The organism is Herbaspirillum hiltneri N3 (assembly GCF_001267925.1).
Classification (GTDB): Bacteria; Pseudomonadota; Gammaproteobacteria; order Burkholderiales; family Burkholderiaceae_D; genus Herbaspirillum; species Herbaspirillum hiltneri.
On the sequence record NZ_CP011409.1, the window covers coordinates 296,649 to 321,585 of the forward strand.

The 24,937-nt window shown below is 61.5% G+C and carries 20 protein-coding genes; 8 read left to right on the forward strand and 12 right to left on the reverse strand.

Features of this window, described 5'->3' with window-relative positions; translation table 11 throughout:
- Positions 1-87: 87 nt before the first annotated feature.
- The 3 genes from adeC to F506_RS01355 are packed head-to-tail and all read right to left on the reverse strand — an operon-like array spanning position 88 to position 5,931.
- Complete coding sequence (adeC, locus tag F506_RS01345; RefSeq protein ID WP_200907700.1) at positions 88-1,542, reverse strand: AdeC/AdeK/OprM family multidrug efflux complex outer membrane factor; 1,455 nt, start codon at positions 1,540-1,542, stop codon at positions 88-90.
- Positions 1,535-4,687, reverse strand: coding sequence for an efflux RND transporter permease subunit (locus F506_RS01350; RefSeq protein WP_053194998.1), 3,153 nt, complete (start codon positions 4,685-4,687; stop codon positions 1,535-1,537). The genes adeC and F506_RS01350 overlap by 8 nt, the downstream gene beginning before the upstream one ends.
- A gap of 11 nt (positions 4,688-4,698) precedes the next feature.
- Entirely contained in the window at positions 4,699-5,931 is a 1,233-nt protein-coding gene (locus F506_RS01355; RefSeq protein ID WP_053194999.1) for an efflux RND transporter periplasmic adaptor subunit, read from the reverse strand.
- Positions 5,932-6,442: 511 nt separating this feature from the next.
- On the opposite strand from F506_RS01355, the gene F506_RS01365 reads away from it, so the two are divergent.
- On the forward strand, positions 6,443-7,075 hold the full coding sequence (locus F506_RS01365) for a TetR family transcriptional regulator (protein ID WP_053195001.1): 633 nt from the start codon (positions 6,443-6,445) through the stop codon (positions 7,073-7,075).
- Between the two features lie 8 nt (positions 7,076-7,083).
- Here the strand turns inward: F506_RS01365 and F506_RS01370 are convergent, their stop codons facing one another.
- The 7 genes from F506_RS01370 to F506_RS01395 all read right to left on the reverse strand — a co-directional run bounded on the left by F506_RS01370 (position 7,084) and on the right by F506_RS01395 (position 14,704).
- Positions 7,084-8,385: a TolC family outer membrane protein gene (locus F506_RS01370; protein ID WP_053195002.1), complete on the reverse strand. Its 1,302-nt coding sequence runs from the start codon at positions 8,383-8,385 to the stop codon at positions 7,084-7,086.
- Between the two features lie 150 nt (positions 8,386-8,535).
- Positions 8,536-8,859 carry a rhodanese-like domain-containing protein gene (locus F506_RS01375; RefSeq protein ID WP_053195003.1) on the reverse strand — a complete coding sequence of 108 codons (324 nt, stop codon included), beginning with the start codon at positions 8,857-8,859 and terminating at the stop codon, positions 8,536-8,538.
- A gap of 9 nt (positions 8,860-8,868) precedes the next feature.
- Positions 8,869-9,516: a protein-L-isoaspartate O-methyltransferase family protein gene (locus F506_RS01380; RefSeq protein ID WP_053195004.1), complete on the reverse strand. Its 648-nt coding sequence runs from the start codon at positions 9,514-9,516 to the stop codon at positions 8,869-8,871.
- Positions 9,517-9,526: 10 nt separating this feature from the next.
- On the reverse strand, positions 9,527-9,679 hold the full coding sequence (locus F506_RS23370) for a hypothetical protein (protein ID WP_158443109.1): 153 nt from the start codon (positions 9,677-9,679) through the stop codon (positions 9,527-9,529).
- Positions 9,669-12,872, reverse strand: coding sequence for an efflux RND transporter permease subunit (locus F506_RS01385; RefSeq protein ID WP_053195005.1), 3,204 nt, complete (start codon positions 12,870-12,872; stop codon positions 9,669-9,671). The genes F506_RS23370 and F506_RS01385 overlap by 11 nt, the downstream gene beginning before the upstream one ends.
- Positions 12,873-12,875: 3 nt before the next feature.
- A complete protein-coding gene (locus F506_RS01390) occupies positions 12,876-14,018 on the reverse strand; it encodes an efflux RND transporter periplasmic adaptor subunit (protein ID WP_053195006.1) in 1,143 nt (380 codons plus the stop codon).
- A complete protein-coding gene (locus F506_RS01395; RefSeq protein WP_053195007.1) occupies positions 14,018-14,704 on the reverse strand; it encodes a TetR/AcrR family transcriptional regulator in 687 nt (228 codons plus the stop codon). Before F506_RS01395 ends, F506_RS01390 begins: the two co-directional genes overlap by 1 nt.
- Before the next feature lie 370 nt (positions 14,705-15,074).
- On the opposite strand from F506_RS01395, the gene F506_RS01400 reads away from it, so the two are divergent.
- Positions 15,075-15,746 (forward strand): hypothetical protein, encoded by a 672-nt coding sequence (locus tag F506_RS01400; RefSeq protein WP_053195008.1) that lies wholly within the window; start codon positions 15,075-15,077, stop codon positions 15,744-15,746.
- Between the two features lie 184 nt (positions 15,747-15,930).
- On the opposite strand, the gene F506_RS01405 is transcribed toward F506_RS01400, so the two are convergent.
- Complete coding sequence (locus tag F506_RS01405) at positions 15,931-16,785, reverse strand: IclR family transcriptional regulator (protein WP_053195009.1); 855 nt, start codon at positions 16,783-16,785, stop codon at positions 15,931-15,933.
- A 281-nt stretch (positions 16,786-17,066) separates the two neighbouring features.
- Positions 17,067-18,197: a porin gene (locus F506_RS01410; RefSeq protein WP_235471329.1), complete on the reverse strand. Its 1,131-nt coding sequence runs from the start codon at positions 18,195-18,197 to the stop codon at positions 17,067-17,069.
- Between the two features lie 550 nt (positions 18,198-18,747).
- Here F506_RS01410 and F506_RS01415 point away from each other — a divergent pair.
- From F506_RS01415 to F506_RS01440, 6 genes are read left to right on the forward strand one after another with little or no spacing between them, the layout of a single operon-like run.
- A complete protein-coding gene (locus F506_RS01415; RefSeq protein ID WP_053195010.1) occupies positions 18,748-20,025 on the forward strand; it encodes an L-fuconate dehydratase in 1,278 nt (425 codons plus the stop codon).
- Positions 20,026-20,071: 46 nt separating this feature from the next.
- Positions 20,072-20,848, forward strand: coding sequence for an SDR family oxidoreductase (locus F506_RS01420; RefSeq protein WP_053195011.1), 777 nt, complete (start codon positions 20,072-20,074; stop codon positions 20,846-20,848).
- Positions 20,849-20,858: 10 nt separating this feature from the next.
- The gene (locus F506_RS01425; protein WP_053195012.1) at positions 20,859-21,197 is read left to right on the forward strand and encodes an L-rhamnose mutarotase; all 339 of its coding nucleotides are present in this window, start codon (positions 20,859-20,861) and stop codon (positions 21,195-21,197) included.
- A 52-nt stretch (positions 21,198-21,249) separates the two neighbouring features.
- Complete coding sequence (locus F506_RS01430) at positions 21,250-22,803, forward strand: sugar ABC transporter ATP-binding protein (protein WP_053195013.1); 1,554 nt, start codon at positions 21,250-21,252, stop codon at positions 22,801-22,803.
- 47 nt (positions 22,804-22,850) lie between these two features.
- The gene (locus F506_RS01435) at positions 22,851-23,861 is read left to right on the forward strand and encodes an ABC transporter permease (RefSeq protein WP_053195014.1); all 1,011 of its coding nucleotides are present in this window, start codon (positions 22,851-22,853) and stop codon (positions 23,859-23,861) included.
- A gap of 55 nt (positions 23,862-23,916) precedes the next feature.
- On the forward strand, positions 23,917-24,858 hold the full coding sequence (locus F506_RS01440) for an ABC transporter substrate-binding protein (protein ID WP_053195015.1): 942 nt from the start codon (positions 23,917-23,919) through the stop codon (positions 24,856-24,858).
- The last annotated feature ends 79 nt before the right edge of the window (positions 24,859-24,937 follow it).

Below are 24,937 nucleotides of genomic sequence, written 5' to 3' on the forward strand. Positions count from 1 at the left end.
TTTTTTTCACGGAGCTCCGTCATGAAAACGGTCATAAAAAAACGCCCCTTCTCAGGGGCGTTTTTTTGTTACGGCACAAAGGGTTATTTACTTCGATCCCGAAGGCGTCGCCGCCACCGTCACCGAATTTTCATTCAACCCGCCACCCAACGCACGATACAAATCAATCGCATTGTTCAGACGCAACTGGCGCGCCTGGATCAGCGCCTGCTGGGCCGAGAACAAGTCGCGCTGCGCATCAAGCTGGTCGAGCGAGGAAGCGATGCCGTTCTTGTAGCGCAGGTCGGTCAGGTTCAGACGTTCCTGTTGCGCCTTGAGAAAGGCTTCCTGGGCTTCGATCTGTTCGTCCAGCGTGCCGCGTGCCACCAGCGCATCGGCGACTTCGCGGAAGGCCGTTTGAATGGTCTTTTCGTAAGTCACGATGGCCTGGTTCTTGCGCACTTCCGCAACGTCCAGGTTGGCGCTGTTGCGGCCGAAATCGAAGATCGGCAAACTCAGCTGCGGGCCGTAAGACCAGGCGCCCGAGCCGGAATCGAACAAGCCGCCCAGCGAACTACTGGCGCTGCCGAAGGAGCCGGTCAGGCTGATGCGCGGGAAGAACGCAGCGCGGGCCGCGCCGATGTTGGCGTTGGCGGCCAGCAACTTCTGTTCGGCTGAGCGGATGTCCGGACGGCGTGTCAGCAGTTCCGACGGTACGCCGGCAGGGATGTCGGTGACGATGTTTTGCAGCGACAGATCCTGGCCTGCAGGCAGATCCTTGACGTTGGTGCCGACCAGCAGCGCCAGGGCGTTTTCCGCCTGGGCGCGCTGGCGCAGCAGCGTCGCCACCGACGTGCGGGCGGATTGCACCAGCGTGTCGGACAGGCGCAGGTCGAGGGCCGACGAGGCGCCGACGTCGAAACGCTTTTGTGCCAGGCCGAGGTTGGACTGGCGGCTTTCCAGCGTCTGCTGCGCCAGCTTCAGTTGCTCGGCGTAGGAACGCTCGGTCAGATACGCCTGCGCGACCTGGGACACCAGGCTGATCTGCACCGATTGCCTGGCTTCTTCGGTCGCCAGGTAAGTCGACAGCGCCGCATCCTTCAGGCTGCGTACGCGGCCGAAGAAGTCCAGTTCATAGGCCGGAACCGCCAGGCCGACCTGATAGCTCTTGGTGATCAGCGGTGAGCCGGTGGTCGACTGGCTGGCCGATAGGCGGGTGCGGGATTCGCTGCCGGTCGCGTTCAGCGTCGGCAGCAGGTCGGCACGGGCGATCCGATACTGCGCACGCGCTTCTTCGATGTTCAGTGCCGCAGTGCGCAGATCACGGTTGTTTTCCAGCGCGGCTGCGATCAGTGCCTGCAGGCGTTGATCAGGGAAGAACTGGCGCCAGCCGAGAGTGGCGGCGTCATACGCCGCCTGGCCCTTGGCGTCGGCCGGATAGCTGCCTTCGACCGGCGCTTGCGGGCGCTCGTAGGTTGGCGCCAGCGTGCAGCCGGACAAAACACCGACCACCAGCATGGCTGCGCTCAACTGCTTCAGGCGCAGGGTGGGAAACTTAAACATTGTGGTCCTCCGCATCGATTTTGTGATGGGCGGCGTCCAGCTTGCGCTGGCGTTCGCTGCCTTTGAAGATTTTGCGCACGACGACGAAGAAGATCGGGACCAGGAACACGGCCAGTACGGTCGCCGTGATCATCCCGCCCATCACGCCGGTACCGATGGCGCGTTGGCTGGCGGAGCCGGCGCCGCTGGCGATGACCAGCGGCAGCACGCCGAGGATGAACGCCAGCGAGGTCATGATGATCGGACGGAAGCGCAGGTGCACCGCTTCCAGCGTCGCTTCGATCAGGCCCATGCCTTGCGCTTGCAGATCCTTGGCGAATTCGATGATCAGAATCGCGTTCTTCGCCGACAAGCCGACCACCGCGATCATGCCCACCTTGAAGTACACGTCGTTAGGCATGCCGCGCAGCGTCACGCCCAGCAGTGCGCCGAGAATACCCAGCGGCACCACCAGCATCACCGCCAGCGGGATCGAGGTGCTTTCGTACAGCGCCGCCAGCACCAGGAACACGGCGATCAGCGACAGCGCATACAGTGCCGGCGCTTGCGAACCCGAGGTCTTTTCTTCCAGCGACTGGCCGGTCCACTCGAAGCCGAAACCGGCCGGCAGCTTGGCGACGAAGCCTTCCATTTCCGCCATCGCTTCACCGGTGCTGCGGCCAGGTGCTGCGCCGCCGGCGATTTTCATTGCCGGATAGCCGTTGTAGCGGATCAGCTGCACCGGGCCGTTGATCCATTTCGACGTGGTGAAGGAAGAGAACGGCACCATGGTTCCGCCGCTGTTGCGGGCATACAGGCCGGCCAGATCTTCCGGTTGCAGACGACGCTTGGCGTCGGCCTGGACGATCACCCGCTGTTGACGACCCTGGTTCGGGAAGTCATTGACGTAGGACGAACCCAAGGCAGTCGACAGCACGCTGTTGATGGTCGAGAACGGCACGCCCAATGCATTGGCCTTGTCGCGGTCGATGTCCAGTTGCAGCTGCGGCGCATCTTCCAGGCCCTCAGGACGCACACCGGCCAGCACCTTGCTTTGCGAAGCCATGCCGAGGATCTGATTACGCGCCTGCACCAGTGCAGCATGTCCCAGACCGGCACGGTCCTGCAGACGGAAGGTGAAGCCGGTCGCGTTACCCAGTTCAGGGATAGGCGGCGGGTTCAGCGGGAACACGATCGCATCCTTGATTTGCGAGAACGCGCCGAATGCACGGCCGGCAATGGCATCCGCCGATTGTGTCTTGTCCCGCTCGCCCCAGTCCTTCAGCGGCGTGAACACCAGACCCGCATTCTGACCGTTACCCGAGAAGCTGAAACCGGCAATCGCCACGACGTGTTCGACCGCAGGTTGCTTGAGGTAATAGTTTTCGATGGTCTTGATCACTTCCAGCGTACGGCCGGTGCTCGCGCCTGCCGGCAACTGCACGTTGGTGATGATGTAGCCTTGGTCTTCGTTCGGCAGGAACGATGCCGGCAGGCGCACATACAGCAAGCCCACGCAGCCGACGATGATGGCGTACACGATCATGTAGCGGCCGGCCTTGGTCAGCATCTTGCCGATCACGCCCTGATAGCCGCTGGCAGTCTTGTTGAAGCGGCGGTTGAACCAGCCGAAGAAGCCTTTCTTTTCGTGATGATGGCCTTTTTCGACCGGCAGCAGGATGGTTGCGCACAGCGCCGGCGTCAGCGTGAACGCCATCAGCACGGAGAACACCATCGACGCCACCATCGACAGCGAGAACTGGCGATAAATCGCGCCAACCGCGCCGCCGAAGAACGCCATCGGGATGAACACCGCGATCAGCACCAGCGTGATGCCGATCAGCGCGCCGGTGATCTGGCCCATCGCCTTGCGGGTTGCCTCTCGCGGCGACAGACCTTCTTCGCTCATGATGCGTTCGACGTTTTCCACCACCACGATCGCATCATCGACCAGGATACCGATCGCCAGCACCATGCCGAACATGGTCAGCACGTTGATCGAGAAACCGAACAGCAGCAAGGTCGCGAAGGTGCCCATCAGCGCGACCGGCACGACGATGGTCGGGATGATGGTGTAGCGGATGTTCTGGAGGAACAGGAACATCACCAGGAACACCAGCACGATCGCTTCGATCAGGGTCTTGACCACTTCTTCGATCGAGATCTTGACGAACTTGGAGGTGTCGTAAGGGATGGTGTACTTCACGCCGGCCGGGAAATACTTGGACAGCTCTTCCATCTTCTTGTGCACGGCAGTGGCTGTGCCCAGCGCGTTCGCGGTCGGCGACAGCTGCACGCCGATGAACGAGCTTGGCTTGCCGTCGAGGCGGCCGGAGGTGTCGTATGACTGTCCGCCGACTTCAATGCGGGCGACGTCGCGCATGCGCACTGACGAACCGTCCGCATTGGCGCGCAGGATGATGTTGCCGAACTGTTCCGGGCTGGTCAGCTGGCCGTTCACGACCACGGTCGCAGAAATCTGCTGCGAGGTCGGGCTCGGCAAGGCGCCCAGCGTACCGCCAGCCACCAGCGCGTTTTGCGCAGTGATGGCGGCAGTCACGTCAGCCGGTGTCAGGTTCAGGCCGATCAGCTTGTTCGGATCGATCCAGATGCGCATGGCGCGTTCGGTGCCGAACAGCTGCGCCTGGCCGACGCCGGGAACGCGTTTGACTTCGTTCAGGACGTTACGCGACAGATAGTCGCCCAGCGCCACCGGATCGAGTTTGCCGTCGGTCGACGACAAGCCGATGAACAGCAGGAAGTTGCTGCGCGACTTGGTGACTTGCACACCTTGTTGCGTCACAGCCGCGGGCAGACGCGCTTCGACGCGTTTCAGGCGGTTCTGCACGTCCACCGCGGCCAGGTCGGCATTGGTGTCCGGCGAGAAGGTCACCGTGATCTGCACCTGGCCGTTGGCCTGGCTTTGCGACTCCATGTATTGCAAGCCGTCGGCGCCGTTCATTTCCTGTTCGATCAGGCTGGTCACCGAATCGTCGAGGGTTTGCGCGGTCGCGCCCGGATAAGTTGCCGTGACCACAATGGTCGGCGGCGCGATGCTCGGATACTGGGAGACGGGCAGGCCGGTAATGGCCAGCGCGCCCGCCAGTATGATGAAGATTGCTAGCACCCACGCAAATACGGGGCGATCAATAAAGAACTTTCCCATCTGACAGCCTCTTAGTTAGCTTTGGTTGCGGCGTCCTGCTTGGCTGGAGCCGCTGCAGGTGCAGCGGATGCATTAGCCGGCGCAGCGCCGGCTTCGGCGGCCGGACCCTTCCATGGCACCGGCTTGACCGGCGCACCCGGCTTGGTCTTCTGGAGACCTTCGACGATCACGCGGTCGCCGGCTTTCAGACCGTCCGTGACGACCCAGTTGTTGCCTTGCGCCGAGCCGGTCTTGACCGGACGTGCCGCGACCTTGTTGTCGTCGCCGACCACCAGCACCGACGAGCCGTTCAGGTCGCGCATGACCGCTTGTTGCGGCACCACGATGGCGGATTCGTTGACTGCCTGCTCCAGTTGCGCGCGCACATACATGCCCGGCAACAGCGTGCGGTTCGGGTTCGGGAACTCGGCGCGGATGGTCACCGCACCGGTGGTCGCGTCAACCGTGACATCCGAGAACAGCAGTTTGCCCGGCAGCGGGTAAGGGCGGCCGTCATCGGTCACCAGGGTGACCTTGGCCTTGCCCTGGCCGACGGTCTTCAACTGGCCGCTGGACATGGCCTGCTGCAGCTTGAGCAGGTCGGTGCTCGATTGCGTCAGGTTGACGTAGATCGGGTCGAGCTGCTGCACCACGGCCAATTGCGTTGCCTCGTTCTGGCCGACCAAGGCGCCTTCGGTCACCAATGCACGGCCGATGCGACCGGAGATCGGCGACGTTACCGTGGCATAGCCCAGGCTCAGTCCGGCGGTCTGCACGGCTGCCTTGCCGGCGGCGACGTCGGCTTCGGCTTGCTTCTGCGCAGCCACGGCGTCGTCATATTCCTGCTTGCTGACGGCGTTGACTTCGACCAGCGGCTTGTAGCGTTGCGCCTTCAGCGTGGCTTGCGTCAGCGTGGCCTGGTTCTTTGCCAGCGTGGCTTGCGCGCTGTCGTAGTTGGCTTTGAACGTAGCCGGGTCGATGCGATAGAGCACCTCGCCTGCCTTGACTTCGCTGCCTTCGCGGAAGGTACGCTTGAGAATGATGCCGGCCACGCGGGCGCGCACTTCGGCAATGCGCGTGGCTTCCAGGCGGCCCGGCAGTTCGTTGCTGATGGTGATGCGCTCAGGCGCAATGGTGACGACCGACACTTCGCCCGGCGGCATGCCTGCGCCGGCCTGGGCATTCGGTTTTTGACCGCATGCCGCGAGGGCGGCCGCGGCGACAACGGTAAGGGTAAGGCGCGTGAAACGACTAACTGAGCTCATAAATATCTCGCACGGTAGGTAAAGTTGAAGCTGCAAATGCAGCTGGTGATTCGAATACGGTAATTAAATTGCGGAATTTAAATTACTGAAATTACTGAATATAGCTTTGGAACAATTACGGAATGATTACGGAGTAACTACGAAAACACGATTGACAATAATGGGTACTGCGGCAGAACCAAGAAGATAACGTAAAAATTGTTGCGGTGCAGAAAAGACAGCAGACGGGTGAAACAAAAGAAAGCAATCGTAAAAACGCCCAAGCGGCCATTGAAATCCGGTGCTATTATACATACATTCTTGTATGTATGTATTTGATTGATGTATCGCAATATGTCGAAATGCAATTCAGCGATACTTTCAGAAACATGCAAAACATGCAGATTTTCGCGAAATCCTCTCTTTGTCAAAGAGAACTGCGACAGTCTGTCTTTATCGCACAACGAACGTGCCCGGAGATTGCAATGAACCCAACATTTATGCCCCAAACATCCTACCCGGACTGCTGACGATGGCCCGTTCGACCAAGGAAGAAGCCCTCGAAACCCGTTCGCGCATCCTCGACGCCGCCGAGCAAGTGTTTTACGAGCGCGGCGTGTCGCACACCTCGCTGGCCGATGTCGCCAAAGCCGCCGACGTGACGCGCGGCGCGATCTACTGGCACTTCAAGAACAAGAGCGACCTGTTCGACGCCATGTGCGAGCGCGTGCGTCTGCCGATGGAAGCCATCATGGAAGCCAACGCCGACGAACGCGTCACCGATCCGCTCGGCGAGTTCATCAAGGGCGGTGTTTATGTGCTCAAGCAGGCGGCGACCGATCCGCGTTGCCGCAAAGTCTTCGACATCATTTTCAACAAGTGCGAATTCGTCGATCACAATGATCCGATCCTGATGCGCCAGCGCGAATGCCACATGCAAGGCATGTTGCGCATGGAGCAAATTCTCACGAACTCCATTGCCCGCGGACAGTTACCGCCCGACCTGAACATCCGCCGCGCCTGTTTGATGGCGCATGCCATGTTCAGCGGCTTGCTGGCCGACTGGTTCTTTTCGCCCGACAGCTTCGATCTGGAGCTGGAGGCGGAGAGCCTGCTTACCGCTTGCATTCACGCTATCAAGACGGCGCCGACGCTGCTCCGCTGACCGGGTTCTCAGGGAGAAGGCGCGCCCAGCAGCAGGTTGATCTGCGCGAGGTCTTCTTCCTTCAGGCTGCCGGCGGCCGACTTCAGCTTCAATCCATTCATCAGCGTGTCGTAGCGCGCCTTGGCCAGATCGCGCCGGGTTGAAAACAGCTGTTGCTGTGCGTTCAGCACGTCGATGTTGATGCGCACGCCGACCTGGTAGCCGAGACGATTGGATTCCAGCGCCGACAGGCTGGAGACTTCCGCCGCTTCATACGCCTTCACCTGCGACAAACCGTTGCTCACGCCGAGGTAAGACTGGCGCACATTGAGCACGGCGGTGCGCCGTGCATTCTCGAGGTCCGAGCGGGCCTTGTCGGCTAATGCGATCGATTCATCCACTTTGCTGCTGACGCTGAATCCCGAGAACAGCGGGATATTCCATTGCACGCCGATCGAGTTGGCGTAGCCGCGGCCGTTGGTGTAAGGCGTCAGCTGACTGTTCTGGTTGGTGTAGTTGCGGCCCGCCACGAGGTCAATCGTGGGCGTGTGGCCGGCGCGGTTGCGCCTGATTTCGCTCTGGGCGATTTCCAGCGAGACCTGCTGCGCCACCACGTTGGAATTTTGCTGTTCGGCGCTGGCGATCCATGGATCGATCACGGCCGGCTGCGGCAGGCTCAGTTGCACGTTCGGGCGCAGCGCCGACAGCGGTGTCGGCGGCTGGCCGATGATCTGCTGCAATCTGCTCAGCGCCACTTCGAGGTCGTTCTGAGCGGCGATTTCCTGGGCACCGGCCAGGTCGTAGCGCGCCTGCGCTTCATTGGTGTCGGTGATGGTGGCGGTGCCGACTTCGAAGTTGCGCTTGGCCGAGGCCAGTTGCTCCGAAATGGCGATTCTTTGCGCACGCAGGAAACCCAGCGCATCCTGCGCCGCCAGCACATCGAAGTAAGCCTGCCCGACGCGCAGAATCAGGTCTTGCTGAGCCTGGGCGAATTGCGCCTCGCTTACGGCTGCCGATAATTTGCCCTGCTGGTAGGTTTCCCAATTGGCCCAGCGCAGCAGCGGCTGCGTCAGCTGCAGCGTATAGGTGTTGGACGAATTCTGCATGGTGTCGCCGGAGCGCGTGTAGCTGCCGCCGATGCCGACGGTCGGCAGGATGGCGGCGCGGCCCTGGGTGATCCTTTCTTCGCCGGCGCGCAGCGCGTAGCGCGCGCTCTGGTAGACGGGATCATTCGCCAGCGCCTGCTGGTAGACCTGTACCAGGTCGGCGGCGTGGGCCGAGGCGCCCAGCAGGGCGGCTGTCAGCAGCGGGACGAGTAAGACTTGACGCATACGTTGAATTCTCTGGAGAAGATGTGAAACTCCCTGATTACGCTACCTTGCCGCGGCGCCGGAGCTGATCCGGCGCATTGCGCGGCTGCCCGGGCGACGAGCGAAACGGTCGTCTTGTTGCGGCCTGGCACTGCTGAATTGGGGGATGGATCAGTACGTCGGCATCGCCGGGTCGACCTGCTTGGCCCAGGCGTGGATGCCGCCGGTCAGGTTGGTCACATTGGCAAAGCCCTGGCGCTCCAGGAACGCCGCCACTTGCATGCTGCGGGCGCCGTGGTGGCAGATGCACACCACGGGCTGTTCTTCGTCCAGTTCGGAGAAGCGGCCGGGGATCGTGTTCATCGGCATCAGCTGTGCGGCTTCGATGCGGCATGTTTCGAATTCCCATGGCTCGCGCACATCAAGCAGCAGAGGTGTCGGGCGGTCCGGGTCGGCGATCCAGGCGGCCAGTTCCGGTGCGGTGATGTGCTCCATGCAAATTTCCTAGAAAGTGAAGTGAGAGTGCTCGCTGGCCGCATGCAGAGGTTTGGCCATCAGTTCAAACACGTTGACCGTGTCGTAGACATGGTCGGACGTACGGGTGATTACCTGCAGCGACATGACCGGCGCTTCGCCGACGATCGCCAGGATGCGGCCGCCAACCTTGATCTGCTTGAGGAAGGCTTCCGGCAGGAACGGCAGCGCGCCGGAAATGACGATCACGTCGTATTCGCCTTGCCAGCCCTGGGCGCCGTTGCCCAACTCGACGCTGACGTTGGCCACGCCGTAGCCGGAGAGGTTCTGTTCAGCAAATGCCTTGAGGCCGGGGTCGATCTCGACGGTGGTCACGTGACGCCCCTTGGAGGCCAGCAGCGCCGCCATGTAGCCGGAGCCGGCGCCGATTTCCAGCACTTGCTCGTGTTTCTTGACGTTGGCTTCCTGCAGGATGCGCGCTTCGACCTTCGGCGCCAGCATGTTCTCGCCGCCCGGCAGCGGGATGTCGGTATCGAAGAACGCCAGGCTGCGATACTCGGCCGGGACGAATTCCTCGCGCCGGACCACCGTCAGAAGGTCCAGTACATCTTGCGCCAGCACATTCCAGGGACGGATTTGCTGTTCGATCATGTTGAAGCGGGCTTGTTCGATATTCATGGCAATGGGCTCAATAGCGACGTAAAAGCAGCATTTTATCAAACCCGGACGCTCCGAGACAGCGCCAGGCTGTTGCTTTCGGAGGTGCGGCGGGGAATTCAGCGAATTTATCGCTTGCCGATTCCGTCGCCATGCTTGCAAAACGGAAATAATCAGGATGCATGCTCGTCCTCCGTGGTGGTGGCGCCGAACCATTTGCGCTTGACCCAGGCGCCGAGATCGTCAAGATAGGTGTACGCCACCGGCACCACCACCAGCGTCAGCAGCGACGAGGTGATGATGCCGCCGATCACCGCCTGTCCCATCGGCGCGCGCTGTTCCGAGCCCTCGGCGATGCCGAAGGCCAGCGGCACCATGCCGAACACCATCGCCAGCGTGGTCATCAGGATCGGCCGCAGGCGTACATGGGCGGCTTCCAGCAGCGCCGCACCGCGCTCCATGCCTTCCTTGCGGGCCTGGTTGGCGAAGTCGACCAGCAGGATCGCGTTCTTGGTCACCAGTCCCATCAGCATGATGAAACCGATGATGGAAAACATGTTCAGCGTCGAGCGGAAAAACATCAGCGCCAGGAATACGCCGATCAGCGTCAGCGGCAGGGACGACATGATCGCCACCGGTTGCAGGAAGCTGGCGAATTGCGAGGCCAGGATCATGTAGATGAAGACGATCGCCAGCGCCAGCGCACCCAGCGCATACCCGAAGGATTCGTTCATGCTCTTGGTCGAGCCGCCGATCTGGTAACGATAGCCGGGCGGCCAGTTGATCTTGTCCAGCATGGCCTTGATATCGGCGTTGACCTGGCCGGCGGAACGGCCGGCGGCGTTGGCCGATAGTTCCACCTCGCGGTTGAGGTCGCGCCGGTTGATCTGGTTGGCGCCGACCGTGCTGCGGATGTCGGCGACCTGGCGCAGCGGCACCATGCGCGGCGTGCCGTCGGCATTGTTGAAGCTGCTGGCCAGCATCATGCGCGACAGATCGTCGACGGTATTGCGATCGGTCGGCGCCAGGCGCACGTTGACGTCGTAGTTCTCGTCGTCGGGCGCGCGCCAGCTGCTGGCGGCTTCACCGGCCAGCAAGGGGCGCAGCGCGTTGCCGATCTGGGCCACGCCGACGCCGAGGTCGGAGCCGATGTCGCGCTTCGGTTCGATCGAGATGGTCGGCTTTTGCGGCTTCAGGCTGGAGTCGAGGTCAGCCACGCCGGGGATGGCGCGCAGCCGGGTCTGGACTTCCTCCGACAGGCGTCCCAGTTGATCCAGGTCCGGTCCCAGCAGGCTGAAGCGCACTTGCTTGTTGTCGCCGCCGACGCCGTCGAGCGTACCGATATGCGTGACGGTGATGCCGGCCACGCGCGTGAGGCGTTCGCGCAATTGCGGCGCCAGTTGCGCCGTACTCAGCCGGCGTTCCTTGCGCGGCTTGAGACGGATGAATACGGTCGCGTAATTCTTGCCCTGCGAGTTGCCGGTGTTGACGGTGCTGTAGGTGTCGACCACTTCGGGAAACTGGCGCAGCACGGTTTCGACCTGGTGCACCTTGGACTCGGTCAGTTCCAGCGAGGAGCCGACCGGGGTATAGAAGGTGACGCCGCTTTCGGAATAATCTGCCTGCGGCACGAACTCGGAGCCGATCAGTCCCGCCGCCGGCAGCGCCAGGCCCGCGATGAAACTCAGCAGCGCCAGCACCAGCGTCAGGATGCGATGCCGCAGCGACCACTTGAGCAGTTTCTGATAGCTCGCCGACAGCCATTGCACCAGGCGTTCGAACTGGTCGAGCACGCGGCCGATGGTCTTGGCGTACCAGCCGTGCTTGCGCTTTTCGCCATGCGCATCGCCATGGACATCGGGATCGGGCCAGATCGACGACAGCATCGGATCCAGCGTGAACGACACGAACATCGAAATCAGCACCGCCGCCGTCACCGTGATGCCGAACTGGTGGAAGAAGCGGCCGATGATGCCGCCCATGAAGCCCACCGGCAGGAACACCGCGACAATCGAGAAGGTCGTCGCCAGCACCGCCAGGCCGATTTCCGCGGTGCCTTCCAGCGCCGCCGTCTTGTGCGACTTGAACTTGCCGTGCACCTTCATGCCGGCGTGGCGCACGATGTTCTCACGCACCACGATCGCATCGTCGATCAGCAGGCCCACGCACAGCGACAGCGCCATCAGCGTGATCATGTTGATGGTGAAGCCGAACATGTACATGAACAGGAAGGTGCCGATCAGCGCCACCGGCAGGGTCAGTCCGGTGATCACCGTCGAGCGCCAAGAATTGAGGAACAGGAACACGATCAGCACCGTCAGCGCCGCGCCTTCGAGCAGCGTGCGGCGCACGTTCTCGACGCCGGTGCGGATCTGGCGCGAGCTGTCCTTGATGACTTGCAGGCGCACGCCGGGATACAGTTTTTGCAGGTTCGGCTCCATGTCCTTGATGGCCTGCTTGAGGCCGTCGGCGACGTCGATGGTGTTTTGTCCCTGCGCCTTGAGGATGTCCAGCGCGAGCGTGCGCTGGCCGTTGTAGAGCGCCAGCGTTTCCTGTTCTTCCTGGCCGTCGACCACGGTGGCGATCTGTTCCAGCGTGACCGGCTGGCTGCCGCGCCGCGCCACGATGATGCGTTTGAAATCTTCCGGATTCTTGACGCGGCCCTGCACCTGCACCACCTTTTCGGCGTCGGCCATGCGAATCGCCCCGGTCGGCAATTCCTGATTTTCGTTCTTGACGGCGGCGATGACCTGGTCGACGCCGATGCCGAGCGCTTCCATTTCGTTCGGCTTGACGTAGATATTGATCTGGCGCTTGACGCCGCCCACCAGCGTCACCGAGCCGACGCCGCGCACGTTCTCCAGCCGTTTCTTGATGACCTGGTCGGAAATCGTGGTCAGTTCGCGCAGCGTGCGCGGTCGTGTGTTGGGTGCGTTCGGATCGTTGGTCACCGAGATCGAAAAGATCGGCTGATCGGCCGGATCGAAGCGCGTGATGCGCGGCTGGTCGACTTCCTTGCGGAAGGCCGCCTGCACCAGCGCGACTTTTTCGCGCACGTCCTGCGCGCCTTGCGCCGGATCGACGGTGAGGTCGAACTCGACGATGACGACCGACAGGCCTTCATACGAATGCGAAGTCAGGCTGTTGATGCCGTTGATGGTGTTGACTGTCTCTTCGATCTTGCGCGTGACGTCGGATTCGACGTTCTCAGGCGATGCGCCGGGGTACGTGGTCTGCACCACCACCACCGGGAAGGTGATGTCGGGAAACTGGTCGACGCGCAGGCGCTGGTAGGAGAACAGGCCCAGCACCACGAACGCCATCATCATCATGGTGGCGAGCACGGGGTTGCCGATACTGATGCGGGTGAACCACATGTCTTATTCCTTCGCCGCCGGCAGGATCCTGACCGGGGTACCGGCGTTCAGGTTGCCCAGGTTGGCCTTGACGATGCGCGCGCCGTTTTGCAGGCCGCTGCTGATTTCCACCGCGTCGCCTTTGCTGTCGACGCCGCGCAGGCCGGTGACGACATCGTGCCGCGCCAGCTTGCCGTTCTCGATGGTGTACACGTAAGCCTTGTCGCCTTCGTTCCGGATCGCCGTGGCCGGCACGGTCAGCACGGCGTCGCGCTTGTCCAGCGTCAGGCTGGCATCGGCGAACATGCCGGCGCGCAGGAGATTGTCCGGATTCTCGATGCGCACGTAGACCATGATCGAGCGCGAGCCCGATTGCGTGGCCGGATTGATGCGCACGACCTTGCCGGCGACGGCGTCAGGCAGGCCTTCCACGCGCACCTGTACTTCCTGGCCGAGCTTCACCTTGAGGATGTCGGCAGTCGGCACCGGCGCTTCCAGTTCCATCTGGCGCAGGTCGACCACGTCGAGCAGCTTGTTGTCGACCGACACCTTTTCACCGGGCTCGATGGTGCGGGTGCTGACCATGCCGGCGATGGGCGCCCGGATGACGGTGTCGCTGAGCGCCTTTTGCGCCACGTCGAGCGCGCCGCGTGCGGTGTCGACGTTGGCCTTGGCGATATCGAACTGGCTGGCGGCATTGTCGAAGGCGTTGCGCGAGATGAAGCCCTTGTCCAGCAGCGCCAGGTTGTTGTCGCGCGTCTTGGTGGCGATGTCGAGCTGGCCGCGCGAGGCGACCAGCGAGCCCTTGGCCTGTTCGACCTTGGCCTGGTATTCGCTGGTGTCCATGCGGATCAGGACCTGGCCGAGGGTGACCGCTTCGCCGGCGCGCACCAGCACCTCCTTGACCTCGCCGCCGACCTTGGCCTTGACCGCGACCTGATTGAGCGCGCGCAAGGCGCCCGACAACGGCAACACCTGGCGCAACGGTTCGACGCCGGCCGTGGCGATATCGCCGGGCAGAAACTCCAGCACCTGCGCCGGCTTTTCCACCATAGCCACAGCTGCGGGCGCGGCAGGGCGTTTGCGCAGCGCCATGAAGGCGATCACTACAACCAGCACCAGCAAAACGATCAGGACCGAGCGGCGTTTGAAAAAGGAAAGAGTCATCAGGGTTTGGTCAGCAGGCCGTTCAGGCAAAGGTCGATGAAATTGTCGAGATAGGCGCCGGGCTCCACCGGTTCGATGCTGCACGGGCCGAACGACTGGCTCCACAGCATCAGCATCAGCACCGGCGCGACGATGACGCGCTTCATGTGCTCGGCGTCGATGGCGCGGAATTCGCCGCGCCGGATGCCGCGCTCGAGCATGCGCACGATGGTCGCGTTGCAGCGCGTGACGACTTCGGCATGGTAGAACTGCGCAAGTTCTGGAAAGTTGCCGGATTCTGCCATCATCAGTTTGGAAATACCGTTTAATTTTGTATCCGCCACCGATGCCCACCAACCCAGGATCAGGTCGCGCAACAGATCGGCGCTGTGGCCTTCATAACGGTCAACCATGCCTTCGGCTTCTTCCAGCAGCGGCAACATGTTGCTGCGCACGACCGACTTGAACAGGCTTTCCTTGTTGTCGAAGTAGAGATAGAGCGTGCCTTTGGAGACGCCGGCGCGAGCGGCGACGTCTTCCAGCCGCGCGGCCGCGAAGCCGCGCTCGACGAAGATATCCAGCGCAGCGGCCAGCAGTTCCTGCGGGCGCGCTTCCTTGCGCCGCTCCCAGCGCGGTCCGCGTGAGGAGGCGCCGCGAGCGGCTTGGGCGACTTTGGGGACGGGCGGGGATTTCGAAGGCTGAGACATGGCGAAGCGGCGTCGCCGCCAGTAAGTTACCGGTGAGTCAGCAATGTAAGTGGCAACAGTCATATCGTCAAGAAGCGCGCCCGGGTCAATTGAGTAAAGCAGGGTAAAGGTGCGTCGGTCCCTGCGACAGCGGTTTGCGACGAAACGCCGGATTCGTTGAATTAAGCGGTGAATGCTGCGGTGTCCTTGCAAACGGAACGGACAAAAGGCTCTTACAATAGGAAAATCAGGCAGGTATTGCCAAAAAATCGGACGAAGTTGTCAATCCGTCAACGCATTGACAGCCTATTGGTTCGGTATTGGCAGGGTATCGGCAACTTACAGGCAGCCCGGCAGCCCGGCAGTGCCGGCAATCCGTAGGAGCGCGGCAATGGACAGCATCAACAACCAATTCTTCATCAACAACACCGCGTCGCCGACGTCGGCGAAGGCGTACGCCAAAAACGACGACATCGGCTTCGCCCAGATGATGGCCACGCGCGGCAGCGTCGACGGCCTCAGCGGCGCCGCCAAGGCTGACGTCAGCCCGGCGCTGACAATGGCGCTGGGAGGCCTGATCGGCCGCTACGGCATCAACGTGCCGCCCAAGCTACGCATCCTGCCGACCAAGAAAAAATACGTACTGGAAGAGGGCGACGAGCGCAGCGGCAAGTTCGACATGCTCATCACCGACAATCCCGGCGTGACCGAATTGCTCACGCAAGCGCACACCAAGGCGCTGACCGATCGCGAAGCGGCGATGGAGTCGGCGATCGACACCTTCATGCGCGGCAAGGGCGGCTACGACATGCGCGGCTTCCTGACCGAATTCAAGGAAAATGAAAAACCGCGCGCCATCAGCGTCATCTACGACGGCCTCGGCAGCTACATCGAAGAGCAGGACGCGCGCGGCGCCTGGCGCCTGATCAAGGGCGAATCGGATTTCATGGACGACCTGATGAAGGCATATGATCGCTACAACCTGACCAATGCCGCGGTGGAATACAACAAGGGCAAGAGCCTGCCCACACTCAACCGCGAGCAGGTTGCGCGCGGCGGCTGAACGCAGCCCGCAGCAAACAAAAAGCCAGGCTGCGACGCCTGGCTTTTTTGTTCATCAGGAAATGATTCGAGAGTCGCCGGCAAAGCGCCGCTGGCAAGGCGCGCCGACGCAGACAGTACGAATGTACCTCAGTTAAACTGAACCGGGAGACGCAACGCCGCCAGCGGTGCTTTGCCGGCGACTCTCAGGTGCCGAAGCTGCTGCTGCCCATGAGCTTGGACAGCCTCGCCGAAATTTCCTGCACGATATTCTGCACTTCATCCAGGCTGGGATTGACCTTCTTGTCGATGCGCTCGATGTAGGGCACGTTGAGCGCCGCCAGCATGCGGTCGTTGGCGCCCAGCACCGGGTACGAGAGATTGACCACGCCGCGGATCTGCCGGCTTTCCATGCGTGAATAGCCGCGCTCCTGGGTTTCGGCAATCTGGCGCAGCAGCTGGGCGTGGTCGATTTCCTGTTCGCCGTCCATGCGCACGTGCGCCGCCAGCATGCGACCGCGCTCGGCTTCATCGCGAAACGACAGCAGCACATGGCCGGAGGCAGTGTCGGTCAGGCTGACCAGTGCCCCGACCTTGAGGCCGAAGGCCCAGCGTTCCGGGCTGTCGACCTGCGCGACCACGATCACGCGGCCGGCTTCATACACCGTCAGATGGGTCGATTGCATGGTGCGGTTGGCCAGCTCACGCATATGCGGCAACGCCGTGCTCACCAGAGAACGGATCGGCTGGTTGTTGTGCGCCAGCTCGAACAGCTTCAGCGACAGGCGGTACTGGTCGTTGTCGGCGATCAGGTAGCCGCGCTGCTCCAGCGTCACCACCATGCGGAAAATTTCATTGACGCTGCGTCCCAGTTGTTTCGAGATCTGGTTCAGCGTCAGCATCTGCTCGGACTTGCTGAGCAGTTCCAGGATGTCCAGGCCCTTATCCAGCGCCGGCGCGGCATAGCGCGCCTTGCCGGTGTCGGCGGCGCTGTCGTTGGCGGAAACCTCGGCGACGGCTTCCAAGTCTGCGTCAGGCACGATTTTCTTGGTTCTTGGCATGGGCTGGCTGGGTGATCAAATGGATTGCGGGATTACGGAGGTTTGTGGTTTTGCGCAAATCCGTCTTGTTGCGCATTTTATCCCTGAAACCGGCATTCATACGGCCTTGCCGGTTTCAAAGAAGAGCACTCAACACATCAAATCTGTTCTGGGGCCGTAGCGAGAGCCTGTCAGCCGGTGTCGACCGGAGCGCAGGGTACCGGAGTGTACTCAAGTACACGAGGATCCCGAGCACCGTACGGCACCGGCTGACAGGTTCGCAGTAGGCTCAAGAGCAGATTTTAAAAAGAGTGGCTGATGCCGGCGTACGCCCCGTTCTGGTTCTGGCCCGGCAACGGATTGTTGTTGGAGGCCTCGACCGAGAAATTGGCGGTGCTGCTATTGCGTACGGTGCCCGCGCCGACGTAGAGCAAGGTGCGCTTGGACAGCGAGTAGTTGGCGCCGGCCATGAACAGGTTGGCGTTGCCGCCGCCGTTATTGACGTTCACGCGGAACACCGAGCCGATCAGTGTCAGCGCCGGTGTGACCTGATAGTTCGCACCCAGCCAGTAATGATTGACCTTGTCCGGCGAGCCTGGGGCCACGTCCGGCGCACGCAGGTTTTCATAGCCGAGGAACAGTTTCAGCTTGTCGATGGTGTAGGTGCCGCCCAGGATCAGTTCTTTCGAGGTGTCGAACACGGTATTGCGCGTGCCGTCGCTATTGAGGCCGCTGCCGTACTTGCCGTTGCTGTCGCGGATCAGGTCGTAGATCGCACGCAATTCAAGGCCCTGGTTTTGATAGACCAGCGAGACGCCGTCCTTGCGCTTGTTCTTGATCGAGCCCGCCTGTTCCCCAAGTGCGGTCTGGAACGTGGCGTTGAAGCCGCCCCAGGTCGGCGTCTGGTATTCGATGACGTTGTCTGCGCCCTGCCAGTTGCGGCCGCGCACCAGCGTGGCGGTGCCGATGAATTGCTGGCCGGTCGGGTCGAGGAACCAGACGTCGTTGTCGATGAAGAGATTCTTGCCGAATTTCAGCGAACCGGCGCTGCCGGCCAGGCCGACGTAAGAGCGGCGATTGAACAGCGCGCTGCCGTTGGTGGAGCCCTTGGTGGCGTCAAAACCTGACTCCAGCAGGAAGAAAGCATTCAGTCCTGCGCCAAGATCTTCCGTTCCCTTGAAGCCGATCATGCTGGTGCCCCACTGGTTGCCGGAGGCGCGCCACAGGCTGCCGCTGCCGCCACCGGCTGTGGCGACGTTGGATTGATAGTCGACGCCGGCGTCAACCCGGCCGTAGATCGTGACTGCCGATTGCGCCTGCGCCGCGCCCGCGAGGGAGAGCAACGCGCCGGCGATGGCCGCCAGCCTGAATGTGGGTGCGCCGCGCTGTACGCGGTTGCCGCTGGTCGCAGCGATGGATGTGATGGTCTGCATGAGGATCTCCGTATGTGTCTTCATTTATGGTTGTTGGTGACTGCACGTTCGTGTTTCGTCCCGGCATTGCTGCAAGGGAAGTTTTAGGTTTGGTCTGGCCTCCTTTCTTTGTTTTATTTTTATTTGTAAAATTTAATTTTAATAAAACGTCAAAGAAACATTGCCACATAGACATCTGTATTTCGATATCTGTCGACTATCTATTGGTTATCATTCGCTTTTTCTGAATCCAGTTACATGATTCCGGTATAGTCTCCGGCGAAGCGATAGTAGCAAAGTAAACTCAAATATAAAATAGAATTTTATTGATGAATTTAAGGGTGCGTGCAATAATCGCCACACTTCATGGTCCTTGCCGGTTTTTTTCGCTTCAGGCAACGCCGTGTACAACAAAGGCAGCGCAAAAAAACGTTGCGGAGACAGGAGCAGAACAGCGTGACGAGGCAACGTGAGGAGACAGTATGACGGGCCGGTCGCGGCACGCATCTGCAGCCTTCGCAGGCTTCACCGAGATTTGTTCTTAACATCCCCTTTTTTATCTACAGAGACGATGACCACCATCACTTCCATGCGCGTACTGGATGTACGTTTCCCGACTTCGCAGACGCTCGACGGCTCCGACGCCATGAATCCGGATCCGGATTACTCGGCCGCCTACGTCATCCTGGAAACCGACCAGCCCGGCCTCGAAGGTCACGGCCTGACCTTCACCATCGGGCGCGGTAACGAAATCTGCTGCGCCGCCATCAAGGCGATGGAGCATCTGGTGGTCGGTCTCGACCTGGCCCGGGTCAGTGAAGACATGGGGCGCTTCTGGCGCAACATCACCTCCGACAGCCAGCTGCGCTGGATCGGCCCGGACAAGGGCGCGATCCATCTCGCCACCGGCGCCGTCGTCAATGCGGTCTGGGATCTGTGGGCCAAGGCCGAAGGCAAACCGCTGTGGAAGCTGGTGGCCGACATGTCGCCGGAAGAACTGGTGCGCAGCATCGATTTCCGCTACATCACCGACTGCATCACACCCGACGAAGCGCTGGCGCTGCTGCGCGCGCAGGCGCCCGGCAAGGCCGAACGCATCCGCCTGCTGGAGCAGAACGGCTATCCCTGCTACACCACCTCGGCCGGATGGCTTGGCTACGACGATGCCAAGCTGCGCCGCTTGTGCAAGGAAGCCATCGATGGCGGCTTCAATCACATCAAGCTCAAGGTCGGGCGCGATCTCGCCGACGACAAGCGCCGCGTCACCATCGCACGCGACGTCATCGGACCGGATCGCCACCTCATGATCGACGCCAACCAGGTCTGGGAAGTCGACCAAGCCATCGAATGGGTGAATGAGCTTGCCTTCGCCAAGCCATGGTTCATCGAAGAGCCGACCAGCCCGGATGATGTCGAAGGCCACCGCAAGATTCGCGAAGGCATCGGCGCCGTCAAGGTCGCCACCGGCGAGATGTGCCAGAACCGCGTGCTGTTCAAGCAATTCATCATGCGCGGCGCCATCGACGTGGTGCAGATCGACTCGTGCCGGCTCGGCGGCGTCAACGAAATCCTCGCGGTGCTGCTGATGGCGGCCAAGTACAAGTTGCCGGTCTGCCCGCACGCCGGCGGCGTCGGCCTGTGCGAATACGTGCAGCATCTGTCGATGATCGACTATGTCTGCATCTCCGGCACCACCGAAGGACGCGTGACCGAATATGTCGATCACCTGCACGAGCACTTTATCGATGCCTGCGTGGTCAAAGGTGCAGCCTACATGCCGCCGACCGCACCCGGCTTCTCGATTACGATGAAGCCGGAATCGCTGGAGCAATATCGCTTCCGCGGCTGATCAAAAAAACAAGACAACAATAACAATCGCAACACGGAGACAAGACGTGGATTTACATCTCAAAGACAAAGTCGTCATCGTTACCGGCGGCGCGTCGGGCATCGGCGGCGCGATCTCGCTGCAACTGGCCGCCGAAGGCGCGATTCCAGTGGTGTTCGGCAAGAGCCGGGCCAATGACGCGTTCCGGGAGCAGTTGCTGAAGCTGCAACCGCAGGCGCGCTTCTTCCTGCTCGACCTGATGGATGAGGAGAAATGCCGACAAGCGGTCGCAGAGACCGTGGCTGCATACGGCCGCCTCGACGGCCTCGTCAATAATGCCGGCGTCAACGACAACGTCGGCCTCGACGCCGGCCGCGCCGCCTTCATGCAATCGCTGGAAAAAAACCTGATCCATTATTACGTCATGGCCCACTATTGCGTGCCGCACCTCAAGGCCACGCGCGGCGCCATCGTCAATGTCTCGTCCAAGACCGCCGTGACCGGCCAGGGCAATACCAGCGGCTATTGCGCATCCAAGGGCGCGCAGCTGTCGCTCACGCGCGAATGGGCGGCGGCGCTGGCCAACGACGGTGTACGCGTCAATGCGCTGATCCCGGCCGAAGTCATGACGCCGCTGTACGAAAAATGGATTTCCAGCTTCGACAATCCGCAAGAGAAGATCGCCTCCATCGCCAGCAAGATCCCGTTCGGCAAGCGCTTCACGACTTCGGAAGAAATGGCCGACACCGCCGTCTTCCTGCTCTCGGATCGCGCCGCGCACACCACCGGGCAGTGGGTGTTCGTCGACGGCGGATACACCCACCTTGACCGCGCACTGAGCTAAGGAGCGACCGATGCGTTACTGCCTTGCCCTCGACCTGAAAGACGACGCCGCGCTGATCGCGCGCTACGAAGAACACCACCGGCGCATCTGGCCGGAGATCGCCGCGCACCTGCGTGCGCACGGCGTGACCGGCATGGAGATCTATCGCCTCGGCACGCGCATGACGATGATCATGGACACCGACGACGCCGTGTATGACGCGGCGTCGATGGCGCGGGCGATGCAAAGCGATCCCAAAGTGCAGGAATGGGAAACGCTGATGTGGCAGTTCCAGGCGCCGACGCCGTGGACGCCGCAAGGAGAGAAATGGATCCCGATGGCGAAGATTTTCGACCTGACGGAACAGTGAGGGCAATCCGCAAAGACGGACAACCACTTGCATCAAGAATCAAGAGGCAGGCATGCAATCAGAAAAAACAGAGACCGCAGGCGAATCGGGATACCTGATTTCGCTGCGCAACGTAAGCAAACGCTTTCCCGGCGTCCTGGCATTGGATAACTGCCAGCTCGACCTGCTGCCGGGGGAAGTGCACGCGCTCATGGGCGAAAACGGCGCCGGCAAATCGACGCTGATGAAGATCCTGTCGGGTGTCTACCAGAAGGACGAGGGCAGCATCTTTGTCGACGGCAGGGAAGTCGATATCGACGGTCCGCGCGCGGCCCAGGAACTCGGCATCGGCATCATCCATCAGGAACTCAACCTGATGAACCATCTGAGCGCCGCGCAAAACATCTTCATCGGCCGCGAGCCGCGCGGACGTTTCGGCATGTTCCTCGACGAAGAGACACTCAATCGCCAGGCCGCCGGGATCTTCGCTCGCATGCGCCTGAAGCTCGATCCGCGCACCCCGGTCGGCGAACTGACCGTGGCCAGGCAGCAGATGGTGGAAATCGCCAAGGCGCTGTCCTTCAATTCGCGCGTGCTGATCATGGACGAGCCGACCGCCGCGCTCAACAACGCCGAGATCGACGAATTATTCCGCATCATTCGCGACCTGCAAGCGCAGGGTGTCGGCATCGTCTACATCTCGCACAAGATGGACGAGCTGCGCCGCATTTCCAACCGCGTCACGGTCATGCGCGACGGCAAATACATCGCCACCGTGCCGACCGAAGAAACTCCGATCGACACCATCATCAGCATGATGGTCGGCCGCCAGCTCGACGGCGCCAGGCCGGTCGTCGCCAACGCCGCCGACAACAAGGTCGTCCTGGAGGTCAAGGGACTGTCGCGCGGCCACGCGATCCGCGACGTCAGCTTCCAGTTGCGCAAGGGCGAGATCCTCGGCTTCGCCGGCCTGATGGGCGCCGGTCGCACCGAGGTGGCGCGCGCCATCTTCGGCGCCGATCCGCTCGACGCCGGAGAGATCTTCATCCACGGCGGCAAGGCCGTAATCAAGTCGCCGTCCGACGCCGTCGCTCACGGCATCGGCTATCTCTCCGAAGACCGCAAGCACTTCGGCCTGGCCACCGGCCTCGACGTCAAGGCCAACGTGGTCATGTCGAGCATGAATCGTTTCCTGAAAAAGGGCTTGTTCCTCGACCAGGCCGCGATCCGCAATACGGCGCAAGGCTATGTGCGCCAGCTCGCCATCAAGACGCCGTCGATCGACCAGCCCGCGCGGCTGCTGTCGGGCGGCAACCAGCAAAAGATCGTGATCGCCAAGTGGCTGCTGCGCGACTGCGACATCCTGTTCTTCGACGAGCCTACGCGCGGCATCGACATCGGCGCCAAGAGCGAAATCTACAAGTTGCTCAACACGCTGGCCGAACAGGGCAAGGCCATCGTGATGATTTCGTCCGAGCTGCCGGAAGTGCTGCGCATGAGCCACCGCGTGCTGGTCATGTGCGAAGGCCGCATCACCGGCGAACTCAGCGCCGCCGAAGCTTCCCAGGAAAAGATCATGCAACTGGCGACGCAGCGCGCCTCGGCTGTCGCTGCCCCCACCCATTGAAGAAGACGACCATGGCAACTACCCCCAATCCCCAAGCGAACCTGACCATGACATCCACTCCAGTTTCCGAAACCGGCGCCGGCAGCCTGCGCGACCGATTGTTCCATCCCTCGACACGGCAAAAACTGCTGGCCTTCGCGAGCTTGCTGGCGCTGGTGGTGTTCTTCAGCATCGCCAACGACAACTTCCTGCAGATCGACAATCTGGTCAGCATCCTGCAATCGACCGCCGTCAACGGCGTGCTGGCGATCGCCTGCACCTTCGTCATCATTACCGCCGGCATCGATCTGTCGGTCGGCACCATGATGACGTTCTGCTCGGTCATGGCCGGCGTGTTCCTGACCTACTGGGGATTGCCGATCTACTTCGGCATCTTCGCCGCGATCTTCTTCGGCGCGTTGTGCGGCTGGACCTCGGGCATGCTGATCGCCAAGCTCAAGGTGCCGCCGTTCATCGCCACGCTCGGCATGATGATGCTGCTCAAAGGCCTGTCGCTGGTGATCTCCGGCACCAAGCCGATCTACTTCAACGACACTCCGTCGTTTCCGCAGATCTCGCAAGAGTCGCTGATCGGCGACCTGATCCCGGCGCTGCCGATTCCCAATGCCGTGCTGATCCTGTTCCTGGTGGCCATCGCGGCAGGCGTGGTTCTCAACAAGACCGTGTTCGGCCGCTATACATTCGCGCTGGGCAGCAACGAAGAAGCGCTGCGCCTGTCCGGCGTCAAGGTGGATTTCTGGAAGGTCACCGTCTACACCGTCAGCGGCGCCATCTGCGGCATCGCCGGCCTGCTGATCGCGTCGCGCTTGAATTCCGCGCAGCCGGCGCTGGGGCAGGGCTATGAACTCGACGCGATTGCCGCCGTCGTGATCGGCGGCACTTCGCTCTCGGGCGGCACCGGCACCATCCTCGGCACCATCATCGGCGCGTTCATCATGAGCGTGCTGATCAACGGCCTGCGCATCATGTCGGTGGCGCAGGAGTGGCAGACCGTGGTCACCGGCGTGATCATCATCCTGGCGGTGTACATGGATATCCTGCGCCGCCGCCGACAATAAAAAGTAGAAATCGCCTTACCCCCGCTGTTTTAACATTCATCAAGGAGACTTAAAAATGATAAAGAGAAGAGCCCTCAACATTGCCCTCGGCCTCAGTTTCGCGTTCGGCGCAAGCGGCATCGCACAAGCGCAGGAAGTCTATATCCCGCTGGTGTCGAAAGGCTTCCAGCATCAATTCTGGCAAGCGGTGAAGGCCGGCGCCAACCAGGCCGCGACCGACTACAAGGTCAAGGTGACCTTCGAAGGCCCGGAAACCGAAGCCATGGTCGACAAGCAGATCGACATGCTGTCCGCCGCGCTGGCCAAGAAGCCGCAGGCGATCGGTTTCGCCGCGCTCGACAGCAAGGCCGCGCTGCCGCTGCTGAAGAAGGCGCAAGCCGCGAAGATCCCGGTGGTGGCGTTTGACTCCGGCGTCGACAGCGATATTCCGGTGACGACGGCAACTACCGACAACAAGGCCGCAGCGGCGCTGGCTGCCGACAAGATGGCCGAGCTGATCGGCAAGGAAGGCGAAGTCGCCGTGGTCGCGCATGACCAGACCAGCCGTACCGGCATCGACCGCCGCGACGGTTTTGTCGATCGCATGAAGTCGGCCTATCCGAAGATCAAGATCGTCAGCATCCAGTACGGCGCAGGCGACCAGTTGAAGTCGACCGAAGTCACCAAGTCCATCCTGCAGGCCTATCCGAAACTCAAGGGCGCCTTCGGCACCAATGAAGGTTCGGCCATCGGCGTGCTGAACGGCGCCAGGGAAATGAAGCGCAAGGTCGTCATTGTCGGCTTCGACTCCGGCAAGCAGCAGAAGGATGCAATCCGCGACGGCCAGATGGCAGGCGCGATCACGCAAAATCCTGTCGGCATCGGCTACAAGACCGTCGAGGCCGCAGTCAAGGCGCTCAAGGGCGAGAAGCTGCCGAAGATCATCGACACCGGTTTCTACTGGTACGACAAGAGCAATATCGCCGATCCGAAGATTGCCGCGGTGCTGTACGACTGATCATCTGACCTTAGGATCTGATGCCGGCGGCATTCGCACTGTGCGGATGCGCCGGCATTCTCATTGAATGTTCTGAATT

Excerpts from the sequence above, each read along its gene's own strand:
- adeC (WP_200907700.1), bottom strand. The coding sequence starts at position 1,542 with ATGTTTAAGTTTCCCACCCTGCGCCTGAAGCAGTTGAGCGCAGCCATG.
- F506_RS01350 (WP_053194998.1), bottom strand. The coding sequence starts at position 4,687 with ATGGGAAAGTTCTTTATTGATCGCCCCGTATTTGCGTGGGTGCTAGCA.
- F506_RS01355 (WP_053194999.1), bottom strand. The coding sequence starts at position 5,931 with ATGAGCTCAGTTAGTCGTTTCACGCGCCTTACCCTTACCGTTGTCGCC.
- F506_RS01365 (WP_053195001.1), top strand. The coding sequence starts at position 6,443 with ATGGCCCGTTCGACCAAGGAAGAAGCCCTCGAAACCCGTTCGCGCATC.
- F506_RS01370 (WP_053195002.1), bottom strand. The coding sequence starts at position 8,385 with ATGCGTCAAGTCTTACTCGTCCCGCTGCTGACAGCCGCCCTGCTGGGC.
- F506_RS01375 (WP_053195003.1), bottom strand. The coding sequence starts at position 8,859 with ATGGAGCACATCACCGCACCGGAACTGGCCGCCTGGATCGCCGACCCG.
- F506_RS01380 (WP_053195004.1), bottom strand. The coding sequence starts at position 9,516 with ATGAATATCGAACAAGCCCGCTTCAACATGATCGAACAGCAAATCCGT.
- F506_RS23370 (WP_158443109.1), bottom strand. The coding sequence starts at position 9,679 with ATGCATCCTGATTATTTCCGTTTTGCAAGCATGGCGACGGAATCGGCA.
- F506_RS01385 (WP_053195005.1), bottom strand. The coding sequence starts at position 12,872 with ATGTGGTTCACCCGCATCAGTATCGGCAACCCCGTGCTCGCCACCATG.
- F506_RS01390 (WP_053195006.1), bottom strand. The coding sequence starts at position 14,018 with ATGACTCTTTCCTTTTTCAAACGCCGCTCGGTCCTGATCGTTTTGCTG.
- F506_RS01395 (WP_053195007.1), bottom strand. The coding sequence starts at position 14,704 with ATGTCTCAGCCTTCGAAATCCCCGCCCGTCCCCAAAGTCGCCCAAGCC.
- F506_RS01400 (WP_053195008.1), top strand. The coding sequence starts at position 15,075 with ATGGACAGCATCAACAACCAATTCTTCATCAACAACACCGCGTCGCCG.
- F506_RS01405 (WP_053195009.1), bottom strand. The coding sequence starts at position 16,785 with ATGCCAAGAACCAAGAAAATCGTGCCTGACGCAGACTTGGAAGCCGTC.
- F506_RS01410 (WP_235471329.1), bottom strand. The coding sequence starts at position 18,197 with ATGCAGACCATCACATCCATCGCTGCGACCAGCGGCAACCGCGTACAG.
- F506_RS01415 (WP_053195010.1), top strand. The coding sequence starts at position 18,748 with ATGACCACCATCACTTCCATGCGCGTACTGGATGTACGTTTCCCGACT.
- F506_RS01425 (WP_053195012.1), top strand. The coding sequence starts at position 20,859 with ATGCGTTACTGCCTTGCCCTCGACCTGAAAGACGACGCCGCGCTGATC.
- F506_RS01430 (WP_053195013.1), top strand. The coding sequence starts at position 21,250 with ATGCAATCAGAAAAAACAGAGACCGCAGGCGAATCGGGATACCTGATT.
- F506_RS01435 (WP_053195014.1), top strand. The coding sequence starts at position 22,851 with ATGACATCCACTCCAGTTTCCGAAACCGGCGCCGGCAGCCTGCGCGAC.
- F506_RS01440 (WP_053195015.1), top strand. The coding sequence starts at position 23,917 with ATGATAAAGAGAAGAGCCCTCAACATTGCCCTCGGCCTCAGTTTCGCG.